Raw genomic sequence first — 16,081 nt, 5'->3', positions numbered from 1 at the left:
ATTGAGGAGGCAGTTATGAACAAGGTAAACATCATGTCCGTCGTCGGCAGCGCAGTGCCTGAATCGCTCAGAGCACGAGGTCTGCTGGCCTGCTGGTATCTGATTCAGGATGGCGAACCGGTCAGCGGCCCGCTCGCATCCCTGCCTGTCGCAGAAGCGCTGTCCAGGCAAATGCAGTGCCGCCCCCTCAACAGCTGATTTTTCAGAAACTCGTGTGTAGCCCTGTACATCCCCTTGCCCGCCTCTCTAGGCGGGTTTTTTTATGGCTGTCAGTCTTGCCGTCCCGCCTGCAATTAACCTCTCAGACGCGCTCGGCCATGGCCGCGTTGACCTGACAGCGATGGGTCAGCTTTTGCAGGCGCTTCTCCAGTGCCAGGAACACCACCCGGTCGTTGCGCCCGCTGTCTAGTTCGTCGATCAGGTCATTGGCCACCTGCCGCAATTCATATGCCAGCACCACACGGTCGTCACTGAGGTCTTGCTTGTGAGACTCGAACAGGCGGTGCAAGTAGTCCTGCAAGGTAAATTTCAGACTGTGCCGGTCGCTGGCACGCAAGTGAGCCAGGTTAAGGCTGATACGGCCCTGCAGTTCGCTCAACTCGCCACACAGATATTGCATGCGGCGCGCATAGCCCACTTCGCGATCACGCAACTGCTTGTGGGCCAACTCTGCGTCCTGCTTGCGCTGGATGGCCGGGACCGCGATGGCAACCATCAACCCGACTATGAGGCCGATGGCCTGCATCCAGCCAGCCCAGTCGGACGGCCGTGAGGTAAACCCTGCACCCAGCAACAGCACAACAACCAGCGAGGCAATGATTACCAGTACCAGATAATCCCTGCCGATAAACCCCTTGAGCATTACATGACTCCTTGAATCGCTGACCTGAATGGCATGGAATGCTAATCGGTGCAGGCCGCGCGCACCACGAATATTAAAACTCCTGAGTGTTTTTAGACTGCTTTGTGAGCAAAAAGCCACTTAACGACGGCTTAACGGAAGCCCGATTCCCGTATTTATAAGTGAATTACCCTGCCCAGCCATCGACACACGACAAAGTCTGCTCATAAAATGCAGCCTTTTGACGCGATCCCTTCCATTAACACACTTTATCGAGTGAGCCTTGCTCTTGAAAATTCGTCTGTCTGTTCTGGGCCTATTATGTGTACTTACAGGTCCGGTATTTACTACACCCGCATTTGCCAATGAAACCGCCGCGCTGAACCGTGACCCCTCCAACCTGCACCTTGCCTCCGGCAGCGCACTGGTCGTCGATTTGCAGACTGACAAAGTGCTGTACTCCAGTAACCCGGACGTCATCGTACCGATAGCTTCGGTGACCAAGCTAATGACCGCCATGGTCGTGCTCGACGCCAAACAATCGATGGATGAAGTGATTCCGGTCAATATCTCCCAGACACCGGAAATGAAAGGCGTCTTTTCACGCGTCAAACTCGGCAGCGAAATGAACCGCCGGGACATGCTGCTGATCACCCTGATGTCCTCGGAAAACCGTGCTGCCGCCAGCCTCGCGCATAGCTACCCCGGTGGTTACCCGGCGTTCATTCTGGCCATGAATGCCAAGGCCAGGGCGCTGGGCATGAAGCACACCGCCTATGTCGAACCCACCGGCCTGTCGGTGTTCAACGTGTCAACTGCCCGCGACCTCACCAAGCTGGTGATGGCGGCGCGCAAATACCCGATGATCAGTGAACTGAGCACCACCGAGCAGAAAACGGTTACGTTTCGCAAACCGACCTACACGCTAGGCTTCAGCAACACCGACCATCTGGTGCGCAAGGACAACTGGGACATCAAGCTGACCAAGACCGGCTTCACCAACCAGGCAGGTCACTGCCTGGTGCTGCTGACTTCCATGGCTAATCGTCCTGTATCCGTGGTCATCCTCGACGCATTCGGCAAGTACACCCACTTCGCCGACGCCAGTCGTATCCGCAAGTGGCTGGAAACCGGCCAAAGCGGTCCGGCACCGGAAGTCGCGCTGCAGTACAAGAAAGAGAAGAATCTGGTCATGAAGCAGACCGGTATTCAGGCCAAGGACTGACCGGCTCGGTAAGTGGAATGAAAAACGGTCGCGATGCTTGCACATCGCGACCGCTTCATTTACCAACCCCCGCCCGCACTCAGTTGTATTGAGTGACCAGCTTGGTGTTCAGGTACGCCTCGATAGCTTCGGTGCCACCTTCGGAACCATAGCCAGAGTCCTTGATGCCGCCGAACGGCACTTCGGGCAAGCCTATACCCTGATGATTGATCGACAGCATGCCCGCTTCGATGTAGGTGCTCAGTGCCTGCGCGGTCTTCATCGATGTGGTAAACGCGTAGGACGCCAGCCCGAAAGGCACTCGGTTGGATTCGGCAATCGCCTCTTCCAGCGTATCGAACGGCACCAACAGCGCGACAGGGCCGAACGGCTCCTCGTTCATGATGCGCATGGCAGGTGTCAGACCACTAAGAACGGTCGGTTCGAAGAAATAACCCGCCCCTTCAATAGCCTTGCCACCGACTGAAAGCGTTGCACCGCCGCCCACTGCATCCTTGATCAGATCGATCAGCGCAGGGATGCGTCGATCATTGGCCACCGGCCCCATGGTCGTGCCTGCCTCCAGGCCGTTGCCCACCTTGATCTCGCGAGTCAGACCGACGAACTTCTCGGTGAACGCGTCCAGCACCTTGCGCTGCACCAGAATTCGCGTTGGCGACACACACACCTGCCCGGCGTTGCGGAACTTGGCGGTGGCCAGCACACGGGCCGCAAGGTCAATATCAGCGTCATCGAAAACCAGCGCCGGTGCATGCCCGCCCAGCTCCATGGTCGCGCGCTTCATGTGTTTCCCGGCCAGTGCAGCGAGCTGCTTGCCGACCGGTGTCGAGCCGGTGAATGTCACTTTACGAATGACCGGATGCGGGATCAGGTAGCCGGATATCTCTGCCGGATCACCGTACACCAGCCCGATGACGCCCGCAGGCACGCCAGCATCGGCAAACGCCCGAATCAGCTCGGCAGGCGATGCCGGCGTTTCTTCCGGGGCCTTGACGATGATCGAACAGCCAGCCGCCAGCGCAGATGAAAGCTTGCGCACCACCTGGTTAATGGGGAAATTCCAGGGCGTGAACGCTGCTACCGGACCTACTGGCTCCTTGATGACCTTCTGTTCGATGGACGCGCCGCGCGATGGCACGATCCGGCCGTAGCTGCGACGCCCCTCTTCAGCCAGCCAGTCGATGACGTCGGCAGCGGACAAGGTTTCCATACGCGCCTCGGCCAGCGGCTTGCCCTGTTCCTGAGTCATGATCCGCGCAATGCTGTCTGCACGCTCGCGAACCAGGTTCGCGGCCTTCTGCATGATCTTGTAACGGTCGTATGCCGAGGTGTTGCGCCACGTGGCAAAGCCGCGCTCGGCTGCCGCCAGTGCTTCGTCAAGATCGGCAACACCCGCATGCGCCACATTGCCCAGGGACTCACCGGTCGCCGGGTTGAAGACCGGCAGAGTGCGGTTATCGCGACTGGCACGCCATTGACCATCGATATAAAGCTGTACGTCTGGATACATGAGAATTCTCCATGATGATGTGGAGGGAATTGCAGAGGGCGCAGGATGCTCTGCGCTCGAGAAAGCCGAGTGGCATTTAGAGAGGTAATACGCTGCGGGTCAAGTAACATCGAAAACGGCGTGGGAGTCACGCCGCCCCAGTCAGGTACCCATATTGATGAGCATCTGACTGGATGATGTGTCGCGCTTTACAGAATCGGCTTGCCGCCGGTTACCGCATAACGCGAACCGGAAATGTAGCTGGCTTCGTCAGAGGCCAGCAATACATAGATCGGCGAAACCTCCACCGGCTGACCAGGGCGTCCCAGCGGCGTTTCACTGCCGAAGCTTTTGACGTCTTCGTCGGTCATGGTCGCAGGAATCAGCGGCGTCCAGATCGGACCAGGTGCAACGCTGTTGACGCGGATGCCCTTGTCACCCAGCAATTGCGCGAGCCCGCCGGTAAAGTTGGCAATCGCGCCTTTGGTGGTCGCGTAGGCCAGCAATGTCGGCTTGGGCATGTCCGAATTGACCGAACTGGTGTTGATGATCGAGCCGCCTCTGGGCATGTGCGGAACTGCCGCCTTGCAGATACGAAACATCGCCGTGATGTTGATATCGAAGGTTTTGACCCACTCTTCGTCAGAGATTTCTTCCAGTGTTTCGTGATTCATCTGGAACGCTGCATTGTTGACCAGCACATCGATACGGCCAAACTCGGCAACAGTCTTGCTGACGATGTCCTCGCATTGCTGCTTCTGCGCCAGATCGCCAGGCAACAGCAGGCACTTTCTACCTGCCTCTTCAACCCAGCGCTTGGTTTCTTCAGCGTCCTCATGCTCGTCAAGGTACGAGATCGCAACCTGCGCACCTTCGCGAGCAAAGGCGATCGCGACAGCGCGACCGATGCCGCTGTCAGCACCGGTGATCAACGCGATCTTGTCCTTGAGGCGACCCGAGCCGGTGTAGCTCTTTTCACCACAATCAGGATAGGGGTCCATCTTGCCCTGCAGACCGGGGACTTTTTGCGGTTGGCTGGCAAAAGGGGGTTTTGGGTATTCTTCATTCATCTGGATATGCCTCCTTGAATGGTAATAACCCTTGTCGGTGGCACAGGCCTTACACGACAAGGGGGACTATTACGACTTGGGCCTTAGGCACCTGGCTTGAGCACGACCTTGGTCCAGCCATTATCGCGCGCATCGAAATGCTGGTAAGCCGACGGGCCCTCTTCCAGCGTCAAGCGATGGGAAATGATCTGCGACGGCTTGGCGCGGCCATGGTGGATCAGCTCTGCCAAGCGACGGTTATAGGCCTTGACGTTGGCCTGCCCGGTACGAATCTGCTGGCCCTTGAACCAGAACGAACCAAAATCGAAAGCCATCTTGCCTTCTTTCGCCAGGTCGTTATGAGCACCCGGATCCTGAGGTACGAAGACGCCCACGACGCCGATCCCGCCGGTAGCCTTGGTCGAAGCCACAAGGTTGTTCATGGTGACGTGATTGGCCTCGTGACCGTGGCGGTCGCAGCACTGATAACCAACGCACTCGCAACCACGATCGGTGCCTTTGCCATCGGTCAGGTTGAGGATCTGGTCTACCGCGCCCTGCTCCAGCGAATTGATCGGCGTAGCGCCCATCTTTGCAGCGAGTGCCAAGCGATCCGGATGGTTGTCCACCACAAACACCTGTGAAGCGCCCTTGATCATCGCGGAGTGCGCGGCCATCAGTCCCACTGGGCCTGCGCCATAGATCGCCACACTTTCGCCCGGCAGCAGACCTGCCAGTTCAGTGGCATGCCAGCCGGTGGGGAAGATGTCCGACAGCATGACGTAATCGTCTTCGCGCTCGACAGCGTCTTCAGGCAACAGCAAGCAGTTGAAGTCCGCGTAAGGCACACGCAACAGTTCAGCCTGGCCGCCTTCGTGGGTACCCATGTCGGCAAAACCGTAGGCAGCGCCTGCACTGCCGGGGTTGGCGGTCAGGCAATAGCCGGTCAGACCTTTTTCGCAGTTTTCGCAGAACCCGCAGCCGATATTGAACGGCAGGCAGACCCGGTCGCCGACCTTGATACGGTCGACGCCCGCGCCGACTTCGATGACTTCGCCCATGTTTTCATGGCCGAAAATACGGCCGGTCTCGAACGATGTACGGCCTTCGTACATGTGCAGATCCGAACCGCAGATATTGGTAGTCGTCACTCTGACAAGAGCATCTGTCGGCTTCTCTATCTTCGCATCCGGCACGTTTTTGACGCTGACATCGCGCGGACCGTTATAGACGATGGCTTTCATTAGTGGCTCTCCTGACGTGAAAAATACAACGAGCTTTCTGTAGCTCACGGTGTATCTGTCACGAGACACACAATCGCGTTTAAAACGATTGCCTGCAGAGCTGACGAATGGTCATCAGGGACAGGACGCTTGTTTACGCACAAGTAAGTTGGCCGCGATCAAACTCAGGTTGAAAGCGCTTTGGCGGCCTGCAAATAAAGCATTTGCACGAGGGTCTGGTGAGTACAAGGACGGAACCGGGGCTCTGGCGAGTGCCAACGACTCACGGTCTGATCTTGCTGCCGGTGTCTGGACGGGAGACCTGAGCAGTGCTCACAGGCTGGCACGAGATACCCGCTCGGGTATCATCTGGTTCAACACCTTTCGCGCCGTGTCGGCGATGACGCCTATCGGCGGCTCAAAAAGAGCGGCCACGGTCGCAACGGCGGGATAGACTCCGTCTATGGCCTGCACCGAACCGAAACGGTGTGGATCAACCTTTCGCAGGCGCCCCAGCCTGATCCATTTGTCATGCGTTAACGAGGCCGCTGCGATGATCGAACCGAGTATCTACAAAGAAGTCATGGCGTCATTCCCGTCGGGCGTCACCATTGTCACCACACTGGACCCTGAGGGTAATCTGGTCGGCATTACTGCCAGCGCCTTCAGCGCGCTGTCCATTGACCCTGCACTGGTACTGTTTTGCCCCAACTATGCGTCGGACACCTACCCGGTGCTGCGCGAGAGTAAAAAATTCGCGATTCACTTGCTCTCCGCCGATCAACAAGTCGAGGCTTATGCGTTCGCCAGCAAGGGCAAAGACAAGACCAAAGGTATCGAGTGGCAGTTGAGCGAGCTGGGCAACCCGCTGCTGGACAAAGCCACAGCCATCATCGAATGCGAGCTGTGGCGCGAATACGATGGCGGAGACCACGCGATCATCGTCGGGGCTGTAAAAAACCTGATTCTGCCTGCCATACCCGTTACCCCGATGATCTATCACCGCGGCAAGATGGGCGCGCTCGCGCCGATCGTCTGAGGCTACGTCCGGCGGTTTTGGTGGTGGCGCGCATCGGTAACGGTATTTAAATGGGTATTGCGCGCCTGTCAGCGAATCCCGGGTGACGGATGCAGGGCAAAATACTCGCGCAGAAACTCAACCGTCACACGGACCTTGGCCGAACTCATCAACGGTGAGGTGTGAACTGCCCAGATGTCTGCGTCCTGCCGATACTCCGGCAGCACCTGAATCAATCGACCTTCAGCCAGATCTGTACGAACATCCCACAACGAACGCAGCAGCACCCCACGCCCGTCCAGACACCATTGACGGGCAATTTCGCCATGGTTGGTGGAAAGGCTGCCGGTCACCTTGACGGTTTCGGCACCCTGCGAACCGTTCAGATGCCAGATACCGAACGGTCGGTCGCGCTCCTTGATCACCAGACAGTCGTGATTGGCCAGTTCCCCCAGACTGAGTGGCACACCGCGCTGCTGCAGATACGCCGGGCTCGCACACAGCACTCGCCAATTAGTGGCCAGGTGCCGGGCGCGCAGATGCGGCGCTATTTCGTTGCCGACACGGATATCGAGGTCCACCCCTTCCTCGATCAGGTCCACCAGCCGGTCCTGAATATCCAGCCGGATGTCGAGCTTCGGATAGCGCGCTGCCAGTTCTGACAAGGCAGGCGCAACAAAGCGGCGGCCAAAACCCTGACTGCTGACCACTCGCAACAACCCGCTGGGCTCGCCGTGCAACGCCGCGACCTCATCGCCCATTTGCTGCACAGACTCAAGAATGCCTCTGGCCCATTCGTAGACCCGCTCACCGTCTTCGGTAATCGATACCTGCCGGGTGGAACGATGCAGCAGTACCACCCCCATGCTCTGTTCCAGCAGCTTGACGCGCTTGCTGACGTACGCGGCAGACATGCCCAGCTCATTGGCAGCCCCGACAAAGCTGGAACGTCGAGCGACGTGAATGAATACGTTGAGGTCATCAAGGTTTGGATAGTTCACGATTCGTGTTTTCTCAATCCATAAACTGGCTGATTATCTTTGTATCGTGTGCTTATAGCATGCATTGAACTGCGCTGAACCAGTCACTGCATGCTGTCCAAAGAGAGAGTGCCCTGTCATGAACAACAAAAAACTGCGCATTGCTGCCATCGCCGGGGACGGCATCGGCCTTGAAGTCCTGCCGGAAGGTGTAAAGGTTATCCAGGCTGCCGCCGAGAAACACGGGCTGGCGCTGGAGTTCGAGTACTTCGAGTGGGCCAGCTGCGATTACTATCTCGAGCACGGCAAGATGATGCCGGACGACTGGTTCGAGCAATTGAAGGGCTTCGATTCGATTTTCTTCGGTGCAGTGGGCTGGCCGGACAAAGTGCCCGATCACATCTCCCTGTGGGGTTCGTTGCTCAAGTTTCGTCGCGAGTTCGATCAATACGCCAACATCCGCCCCGTGCGGTTGTTCCCCGGCGTCCCCTGCCCGCTTGCCAATCGCAAACCGGGTGATATCGACTTCGTCGTGGTTCGGGAAAACACCGAAGGTGAATACTCGTCGCTGGGCGGGATCATGTTCGAAAACACCGAAAACGAGTTCGTGTTGCAGGAGTCTGTATTCTCCCGTCGCGGTGTCGACCGCATTCTCAAATTCGCCTTCGAAATGGCCAGCAAGCGCGAGCGCAAGCACGTCACCTCGGCGACCAAATCCAACGGCATGGCCATCAGCATGCCCTACTGGGACAAGCGCACCGAAGCGATGGCCAGCAAGTACCCTGACATCACTTGGGACAAACAGCACATCGATATTCTCTGCGCGCGTTTCGTACTGCAACCCGATCGCTTCGACGTCGTGGTGGCGTCCAACCTGTTCGGCGACATCCTCAGCGACCTGGGCCCTGCGTGTGCCGGCACTATCGGCATTGCGCCCTCCGCCAACCTCAACCCGGAACGCAACTTTCCGTCTTTGTTCGAACCGGTCCACGGCTCGGCCCCGGACATCTTCGGCAAGAATATCGCCAACCCGATTGCGATGATCTGGTCAGGCGCGCTGATGCTGGAATTCCTGGGGCAAGGCGATGAGCGTTTCACTACAGCTCACGACGAGATTATTACCGCTATCGAGCAGGCAATCGCCAATGGCGAAGTGACGCCAGACCTGGGTGGCACACTGTCGACCCAGCAGGCAGGTGCGGCAGTCGCCAAGCGTGTTGCTGCAGACGCTTAAGCGTTTTGTCCGACGTTTGCCTGCTCGCTGCGCTGCTCCAGCAATTCGACGAAACGCGTCAGGCTGCGCGACACCGTGCCCCGTCGCCAGATCAACCAGGTGTGCAGGTAACGAAACTTCTCGGACAAAGGCCAGATGCTGACCGTCGCGCAGCCGGGCATGCTTTCGAGCATGCTGCGCGGCATCAGCGCCAGCCCGGCACCGGCGCTGACGCAGGCCAGCATGCCGTGGTAAGACTCCATCTCGTGGATCTTGCCCGGCACTGCGGCGTCGTCGGTAAACCAGCGTTCAAAGTGATGCCGGTACGAGCAATTAGCACGAAACGCATAGATGCTTTCGCCGCTGACATCTCGCCCACGCTTGACCGGCGCATGGTTGAGCGGCGCAATAATGACCATCTCCTCTTCAAACACCGGCACGCCTTCAAGGGAGGGATGCAGCACCGGCCCGTCGACAAATGCGGCAACCAACCGCCCGGCTAAAACGCCCTCGATCATGGTGCCGGAAGGCCCGGCGGAAAGGTCCAGCTCTACCTTGGCATTTTGCTGATTATAGGCAGCCAGCAGTGCCGGGATGCGCACAGCGGCCGTGCTTTCCAGCGACCCCAGTGAGAAAGGACCGTGTGGCTCCTCGCCCGACACCGCCAGTCGCGCCTCCTGGACCAGATCCAGAATGCGCCGCGTGTAATCGAGAAAATTCCAGCCGGCAGGCGACAGACGCAGGCGATGCTTCTCACGAATGAACAGGTCAACGCCCAGGTCCTGTTCCAGCTGCTTGATTCGCGTGGTCAGGTTCGATGGCACACGATGAATATGCTGCGCGGCGGCGCTGACACTGCCGTGCTCGGCGACAGCCTTGAACATCTCGAGCTGAACCAGATCCATATTCATTCTCTATTTGTGAACGATGCGATCATTATTATTCAGTTTTAGAAAGCATGTCACGCCTATATTCTGGTCGCACTTCCCACTTCAACAGGATGGCGCAATGACTACAGTCTCCAGCAACACCCACGCGATCTCGATCAACCCGGCTACCAGCGAACAGATCGGCCATTACCCTTTTGAATCCGAGGCGTCGCAGGACAGCACGCTTGCTCGCGCAACTACCGGCTTTGCTGGCTGGAGGCGCAAGCCTGTGCAAGAGCGTGCGCAGTTAATTGTCGCAATGGGCAAGGCGCTGCGCGATGACGCAGAAAACATCGCTGGCATGATCAGCCGTGAGATGGGTAAGCCGGTAACGCAGGCCAGAGCCGAAGTCGAAAAATGCGCCCAGTTGTGTGACTGGTACGCAGCGCATGGGCCGGCAATGCTGGTTGCTGAACCGACCCAGGTCGAACATGACAAGGCACGTATCGAATATCGCCCGCTGGGTCCGATTCTGGCGGTCATGCCGTGGAACTTCCCTATCTGGCAGGCGCTGCGTGGTGCGATTCCAACCCTGCTGGCGGGTAATACCTACGTGCTCAAGCATGCGCCCAACGTGATGGGCTGTGCTTATCTGATGCGTGACGCATTCCAGCAAGCGGGTTTTCCGCAAGGCGTGTTTGAAGTGCTCAATGTGCTGCCAGAAGGCGTTTCAAAGGCCATTGCCGATCCGCGCATTGCTGCGGTGACGCTGACGGGTAGCGTACGTGCCGGTCAGGCGATTGGTGCTCAGGCCGGTGCGGCGTTGAAGAAGTGCGTACTGGAACTGGGCGGCTCTGATCCGTTTATCGTACTCAACGATGCGGACCTCGATCAGGCAGTGAAAGCGGCAGTCATCGGTCGCTTCCAGAACACCGGACAAGTGTGCGCGGCGGCCAAACGTTTGATCATCGAACAAGCCGTGGTTGAGGAATTCACCCGCAGGTTCGTTGAACAGACGCGCCAACTGGTGGTGGGTGACCCTCTCTCCGGCGACACCTACATAGGCCCGATGGCGCGCGTTGATCTGCGCGACGAGCTGCACGCGCAGGTTCAGGCGACGCTCACTGAAGGCGCGACGCTGCTACTGGGCGGCAAGAAGGCGGATGGCCAAGGCAACTATTATGAGCCTACGGTGCTGGGTGACGTCACCGATCAGATGACTTCATTCAGACAGGAACTGTTTGGCCCAGTGGCGTCGATCATCACCGCCCGCGACGCGCAACACGCGCTGGAGCTGGCCAATGACAGCGAGTTCGGTTTGACCGCAACGGTGTACACCCAGGACCTGGAACTGGCAGAACAAATGACCGCAGAGCTGCAAACTGGCGGTGTATTCATCAACGGTTACAGTGCTTCAGACCCACGTGTCAGCTTTGGCGGCGTCAAGAAAAGCGGCTTTGGCCGCGAGCTTTCACACTTCGGCGTGCGCGAGTTCTGCAACGCTCAGACCGTGTGGAGGGACCGCAACTGAGGGTCGCAAGAACCCTCGTGGCCATGCGGCTCGGCGCAGATATTTGACGCAGAGCGTTACGACAGGCATTCCCGCGCTGGAGCTTGAGGATCGACTGTCGTGCGACGCTCTGCGCCCGTTGTTGCGCAAGTCAGGGGCGATTATTTGTCGCCCACTGCCACAATCGCAGGCTCGCCAATCGTGTAGAAGTGTCCGCCTGCGACGTAGTGCAGGCTGCGCCATTTCGGGTCGGCTTTCTCAAATTCCCAGTGCCCGTCGTTGAACACACGGGTGTCGGCCCAGGCACCTGTTACTTCGCCAATGAACAAGTCGTAGGTCTGCTGGTTATGGGGCTCCGGAATGACCTTGCAAATCAGCCAGGCAGAGCATCCGGCCACCAGCGGGGTGTCGTGATCCTCGATACGAAACAGGTCCACGTTAGCCTTGTCCAGTTTGTCCGGGATGAAGACTTTGCTCTGGGTGCCAACATCGAAGGTCATCTGCAACTGATCCAGATTGGGCACCTGCAAGGCAAAATATCCGCTTTTCTCAACCAGACCGCGTGTCTTGGTCATCTTGTCGATCACCAGCGTCACCTTGGGCGGCGAAAAATCCAGCGCACAGGCCCAGGCCGCAGCCATGACGTTATGAACGCCTTCGTGGCTGGACGAGACCAGCACGGTCGGCCCGTGATTGAGCAGGCGGTAGGCTTTTTCCAGCTCGACAGGACGAATGTGATTGTCCACTTGAAACCCTCGCAAACATGATTCGTACCGCTACCGGCAGAGCAGCGAAATAAGGCATCCTGCGTGCGATTGAAACGCACCGCGATCCCCTTCTTTCACACCTACTCATAAGGCATCGGATTGAGCAGCATAGACAGCCAGAACCCTGAAGTGTTCGCCCTGATTCTCGCAGCAGGCCGCAGCAGACGCTTTGGCAGCGACAAGCGGCAGGCGCTGCTGCCTTGCGGACGAACGCTGTTCACGGCGAGTGTCGAAAACGCCTGCGAAGTATTCAGCAATGTGGGGGTGGTGCTTCGCGCAGACGATGACGCCCGGGCAATGGGTGTTCCGACAGGCGTAACGATCATTCGCAGCGAACACGCTGATATGGGGATGGGCCACAGCCTGGCCAGCGCAGTTGCAGCGGTATCGAACTCGCAAGCCGATGCCGTAGCGGTACTGCTCGCGGACATGCCCTGGATAAAGCCGCAGACACTGCGCGATCTGGTCAGGCTGGCAGACCCGTCACGCATTGCCCAGCCGATGCATGAAGGCAAGCGAGGCCATCCGGTGATCATAGGGCGACAGTTCTGGACGACGCTGGCGACACTTGAGGGCGATCAGGGCGCCAGGGCCCTGATCATCAGCAACCCCGAGTTGTGCGATGTAATGGATTGTAACGACTCCGGCGTACTGCGTGATGCAGACACCCCATCAGCCCTGGCAATGGCCTGCCGGCAAGCCCTTACAGATCACCACGACTGACACCGTTGGCAACCCGCAGAATATCGGCCATTACCGCGATCGCAATTTCCGCAGGTGTCTTGCTGCCCAGATTAAGGCCGATGGGAGCATGGATGCGCTCCAGCGCATCGGCCTCCAGACCACCGATTCGCGCCAGACGCTCGATGCGCTTGCTGCTGGTACGCATCGAGCCCATCGCACCGATGTAAAACGCTTCGGTGCGCACTGCCTCCAGCATGCTCAGGTCGTCCAGCTTCGGGTCATGAGTCAATGCCAGCACCGCAGTCGAGCTGTGACAGCCACCTTCGGCAATGAAAACGGCGGGCAACACGCCGCGCACCTCGACGCCTGGCATCGAGAACCCGGCAGTGACTTCGGTACGCGGGTCACAGACGATCACTTCGTAGCCCATCGCGACAGCAAAACTGGCGCAGAACTCGGCCACCGGTGACAACCCGGCAAGCAGCACGCGATAAACCGCCCCCATCCGGATGCTGATGCGCTCACCGTCTACCTGCACCCGCGCCTCGCCCAGAACGGCGGGCCCGACGTTTCTCTGCGCGCCGCCCAGTTGCACCTCTCTGCTCACCAGCTCACGTCCGGCCAAGGCTTGTTCGAGGGCCGCCAGATGCGCGTCGGCTTCGGGACTTGGCGTAATGCATTCAATCAATACATCCAGCACACCGCCACACGGCAAGGCGCGCGTGGGTGCGTACCCACCGTCGCCATAACGAACCACCTGATTGACTGGCTGAAACTGCCCGGCGGCGACGCGTTCGAGAAAATCCTCTTCCACACAGCCGCCGGACAACGAGCCGCGGTGCTCGCCACTATTCAGCGCCACCAGCATTGCCCCCGGGCCGCGCGGCGCCGAGCCAAAGGTCGAGAGCACCGTGCACAACCAGACAGGTTTGCCGCCTGCCAGCCAGTCACGTGCTTGTTGCACAACCTGCAAATCGAGTTGCTTCATCGTTACAACCCTGCCATCAGTTTTTCCTTGGTGATGGGCAGACTGCGCACCCGTTTACCAGTAGCGTGATAGACCGCATTGGCCACTGCGGCGGCCAGACCGGTTACACCGATCTCGCCAATGCCGCGTGCGCCAAATTCGCCTAGGTTGTAATCCGGGTAGTCGAGCAAAAGCACATCAATGTCTGGCTGATCCGCATGCACCGGCACCACGTATTCGGCGTAGTTGTTGTTGACCGGCATGCCACTGCGCGGGTCGTACTCGGCGGCCTCGAACAGCGCCATGCCGATGCCCATGACAATCGCGCCCTCGACCTGATTGCGTGCTGCCAGCGGGTTGACTACCTTGCCAACGTCGATTGCGCTGACCACCCTGGACACCCGCAGGCTGGAAATGCCCGGGTCCCAGCGCACTTCGACAAAATGCACACCGAATGACCGAAAAGAATGCTTGCCCGCCTCGGGCATACCGCTGTGAAAGTTGCCTTCGGCGCGTGACAGACGCTGCCCTTTCAGCACGTCGACAAAGCTCGTGCGCTGTTTGCCCAGCACCAACTGAGCGTTTTCGACCTTGATCGACTCAGCGTCCTTCCCGGCAAACATCGCATCCTTGCCGACTGCGTACTGGCGCAGCTTCTGCAACGCCTCCCGCGTGGCACCGGCAACCGCCGGCATCACGCTGGCCGTCACCCACGAGCCACCGGAAACCGGGCCTGCCGGGAACGACGAACTGCCCAGTTCCACTTCGACCTGCTCCATCGGGATGCCGGTCAGCTGGCTCACGGTCTGCGCCACAATGGTGTAGGTCCCGGTGCCGATATCCTGCAAACCGCACTGCACCAACGCTGTGCCATCAGCGCGCAGGATGACCCGTGCCTCGGTAGGCACCTGATAGGCCTCCCAGTTACACGCGCCCATGCCATAGCCGATAATCTCGTCGCCTTCACGCATCGAACCGACTTGCGCCTTGCGTGCCTGCCAGCCGAAACGTTCGGCGGCCTTGTCGATGGCTTCCGGCAAGTGATTACTCGACCACGGCAGCCCCATGCTCTGGTCCATATCAGACAGATTCAGCTTGCGAAACGCCAGCGGGTCCATGCCACTGGCGAGGGCCATTTCGTCGATCGCTGACTCCAGCGCAAACAGGCCAGGCGCTGCGCCCGGCGCACGCATCGATGTGGGCGTACCACGGTTGATAGAGCTTATCTTGTGGCTGACCAACACGTTGTCGCAGGAGTAGAGGCTTTTGGTGACACCCCCACAGTTTTCGGTGTAGTCATCAAGCATGGAAGTGTTGTTGAACGACTCGTGGCGGATCGACACCAGCTTGCCGCCGGCATCGGTGGCCAGGCGCAAGCGCTGACGGGTTTCCGGACGATGGCCTACGGTGGTGAACATTTGCGCACGAGGCAGCACCAGTTGCACCGGGCGACCAGTCACCCTGGCGGCGGCACAGGCGGCCACCGAATGCGGCCACGGCCAGAGCTTGCCGCCAAAACCGGAGCCTATGAATGGCGCTCGCACTTCCACCCGGTCAGGCGACAGGTCAAAAACGTTGGCCAACAGGTTGCGATGGTTGACCACGCCCTGAGTGCTTTCATAAACGAAAAGCTTGCCGTCCTGCCACCATGCAGTGCTGGCATGCATCTCCATCGGGTTATGCACTTCAACCGGTGTCGTGTAGGTCTGGTCGAGCTGATTTCTGGCGCTCTGAAATGCGGCGTCCGGGTTGCCGCGGTCATGTCCCGCGCCGCCATCACGAACGCCATTGACGCGCATGCCTTCCTGCAAATCCCTGACCGCCGGGCGCTCGTCATAGTCGACGGCCACACGGTGCGCCGCTGCCCTCGCCTGCTCGAAGCTTTCAGCGACCACCAGTGCGACAAACTGGCCAGGATAGTAAACCCGATCATCCTCGAACGGCAGCCGATGCTCGTCGGCTTTGCTTGCCGAAAGCATCTTGTCGAAGCTCAGCTTGGTATTCGGGGTGCGGTGCAGCGTGGGGAAATTGCCGTGATGAAACACGTCGACCACCCCGGGCATGGTCTTCGCTTGACGATCGTCGACAGCAATCACACGGCCATTGGCAATCGTGCTGTAGACCCCGTAGGCATAGAGCATCTGGCCCATGGGGTGGTCTGCGGCGTAACGTGCCTCACCGCTGACTTTCTTGCCGCCGTCGATGCGACGCTGCGGCGTACCGATAATGTTTTCGCTCATGAGAAA

At 58.9% G+C, this 16,081-nt stretch carries 15 protein-coding genes and 1 pseudogene; 7 read left to right on the top strand and 9 right to left on the bottom strand.

Features of this window, described 5'->3' with window-relative positions; translation table 11 throughout:
- Positions 1-15 precede the first annotated feature (15 nt).
- A complete protein-coding gene (locus POR16_RS11470) occupies positions 16-198 on the top strand; it encodes a hypothetical protein (RefSeq protein ID WP_005893008.1) in 183 nt (60 codons plus the stop codon).
- A gap of 103 nt (positions 199-301) precedes the next feature.
- Here the strand turns inward: POR16_RS11470 and POR16_RS11465 are convergent, their stop codons facing one another.
- The gene (locus POR16_RS11465; protein ID WP_005893010.1) at positions 302-862 is read right to left on the bottom strand and encodes a hypothetical protein; all 561 of its coding nucleotides are present in this window, start codon (positions 860-862) and stop codon (positions 302-304) included.
- Between the two features lie 268 nt (positions 863-1,130).
- Here POR16_RS11465 and pbpG point away from each other — a divergent pair, with 268 nt between their 5' ends.
- Positions 1,131-2,066, top strand: coding sequence for a D-alanyl-D-alanine endopeptidase (gene pbpG, locus POR16_RS11460; protein WP_162010092.1), 936 nt, complete (start codon positions 1,131-1,133; stop codon positions 2,064-2,066).
- A 79-nt stretch (positions 2,067-2,145) separates the two neighbouring features.
- On the opposite strand, the gene POR16_RS11455 is transcribed toward pbpG, so the two are convergent.
- The 3 genes from POR16_RS11455 to POR16_RS11445 all read right to left on the bottom strand — a co-directional run bounded on the left by POR16_RS11455 (position 2,146) and on the right by POR16_RS11445 (position 5,848).
- Positions 2,146-3,576, bottom strand: a complete 1,431-nt coding sequence (locus POR16_RS11455; RefSeq protein ID WP_024690005.1) for an NAD-dependent succinate-semialdehyde dehydrogenase — start codon at positions 3,574-3,576, stop codon at positions 2,146-2,148.
- Between the two features lie 188 nt (positions 3,577-3,764).
- Entirely contained in the window at positions 3,765-4,625 is an 861-nt protein-coding gene (locus POR16_RS11450) for an SDR family oxidoreductase (protein WP_005893016.1), read from the bottom strand.
- Between the two features lie 83 nt (positions 4,626-4,708).
- Complete coding sequence (locus POR16_RS11445; RefSeq protein ID WP_005893017.1) at positions 4,709-5,848, bottom strand: glutathione-independent formaldehyde dehydrogenase; 1,140 nt, start codon at positions 5,846-5,848, stop codon at positions 4,709-4,711.
- A 223-nt stretch (positions 5,849-6,071) separates the two neighbouring features.
- Between POR16_RS11445 and POR16_RS26580 the strand changes: the two are divergent.
- Together POR16_RS26580 and POR16_RS11435 are read left to right on the top strand one after the other, a co-directional pair.
- Positions 6,072-6,367: pseudogene (locus POR16_RS26580) on the top strand (aldehyde dehydrogenase family protein); the annotation flags it as partial.
- Positions 6,368-6,380: 13 nt separating this feature from the next.
- Positions 6,381-6,866 carry a flavin reductase family protein gene (locus tag POR16_RS11435; RefSeq protein WP_005893018.1) on the top strand — a complete coding sequence of 162 codons (486 nt, stop codon included), beginning with the start codon at positions 6,381-6,383 and terminating at the stop codon, positions 6,864-6,866.
- 68 nt (positions 6,867-6,934) lie between these two features.
- On the opposite strand, the gene POR16_RS11430 is transcribed toward POR16_RS11435, so the two are convergent.
- Positions 6,935-7,846, bottom strand: a complete 912-nt coding sequence (locus POR16_RS11430; RefSeq protein WP_005893019.1) for a LysR substrate-binding domain-containing protein — start codon at positions 7,844-7,846, stop codon at positions 6,935-6,937.
- Positions 7,847-7,964: 118 nt separating this feature from the next.
- Here POR16_RS11430 and POR16_RS11425 point away from each other — a divergent pair, with 118 nt between their 5' ends.
- Entirely contained in the window at positions 7,965-9,059 is a 1,095-nt protein-coding gene (locus tag POR16_RS11425) for a tartrate dehydrogenase (protein ID WP_005893020.1), read from the top strand.
- Here POR16_RS11425 and ptrR read toward each other — a convergent pair.
- The gene (ptrR, locus tag POR16_RS11420; RefSeq protein WP_005893021.1) at positions 9,056-9,943 is read right to left on the bottom strand and encodes a putrescine utilization regulator PtrR; all 888 of its coding nucleotides are present in this window, start codon (positions 9,941-9,943) and stop codon (positions 9,056-9,058) included. The two genes, POR16_RS11425 and ptrR, sit on opposite strands and share 4 nt — an antisense overlap.
- Positions 9,944-10,046: 103 nt before the next feature.
- Between ptrR and POR16_RS11415 the strand changes: the two genes are divergently transcribed.
- Positions 10,047-11,438 (top strand): aldehyde dehydrogenase family protein, encoded by a 1,392-nt coding sequence (locus POR16_RS11415; protein WP_005893023.1) that lies wholly within the window; start codon positions 10,047-10,049, stop codon positions 11,436-11,438.
- A gap of 140 nt (positions 11,439-11,578) precedes the next feature.
- On the opposite strand, the gene POR16_RS11410 is transcribed toward POR16_RS11415, so the two are convergent.
- The gene (locus POR16_RS11410; RefSeq protein WP_005893024.1) at positions 11,579-12,163 is read right to left on the bottom strand and encodes a flavin reductase family protein; all 585 of its coding nucleotides are present in this window, start codon (positions 12,161-12,163) and stop codon (positions 11,579-11,581) included.
- A gap of 120 nt (positions 12,164-12,283) precedes the next feature.
- Between POR16_RS11410 and POR16_RS11405 the strand changes: the two genes are divergently transcribed.
- Entirely contained in the window at positions 12,284-12,907 is a 624-nt protein-coding gene (locus POR16_RS11405; RefSeq protein WP_122381309.1) for a nucleotidyltransferase family protein, read from the top strand.
- Here the strand turns inward: POR16_RS11405 and POR16_RS11400 are convergent.
- Both POR16_RS11400 and POR16_RS11395 read right to left on the bottom strand, forming a co-directional pair.
- Positions 12,888-13,856, bottom strand: a complete 969-nt coding sequence (locus tag POR16_RS11400) for an XdhC family protein (RefSeq protein WP_024670577.1) — start codon at positions 13,854-13,856, stop codon at positions 12,888-12,890. The two genes, POR16_RS11405 and POR16_RS11400, sit on opposite strands and share 20 nt — an antisense overlap.
- 2 nt (positions 13,857-13,858) lie before the next feature.
- Complete coding sequence (locus POR16_RS11395) at positions 13,859-16,075, bottom strand: xanthine dehydrogenase family protein molybdopterin-binding subunit (RefSeq protein WP_122381310.1); 2,217 nt, start codon at positions 16,073-16,075, stop codon at positions 13,859-13,861.
- Positions 16,076-16,081: the final 6 nt, after the last annotated feature.

This window comes from Pseudomonas coronafaciens pv. oryzae str. 1_6 (assembly GCF_000156995.2).
Taxonomy (GTDB): domain Bacteria; phylum Pseudomonadota; class Gammaproteobacteria; order Pseudomonadales; family Pseudomonadaceae; genus Aquipseudomonas; species Aquipseudomonas tremae.
The sequence above is the reverse complement of the archived record's forward strand: the minus strand, read 5'-3'. Positions and strand labels throughout refer to the sequence as shown.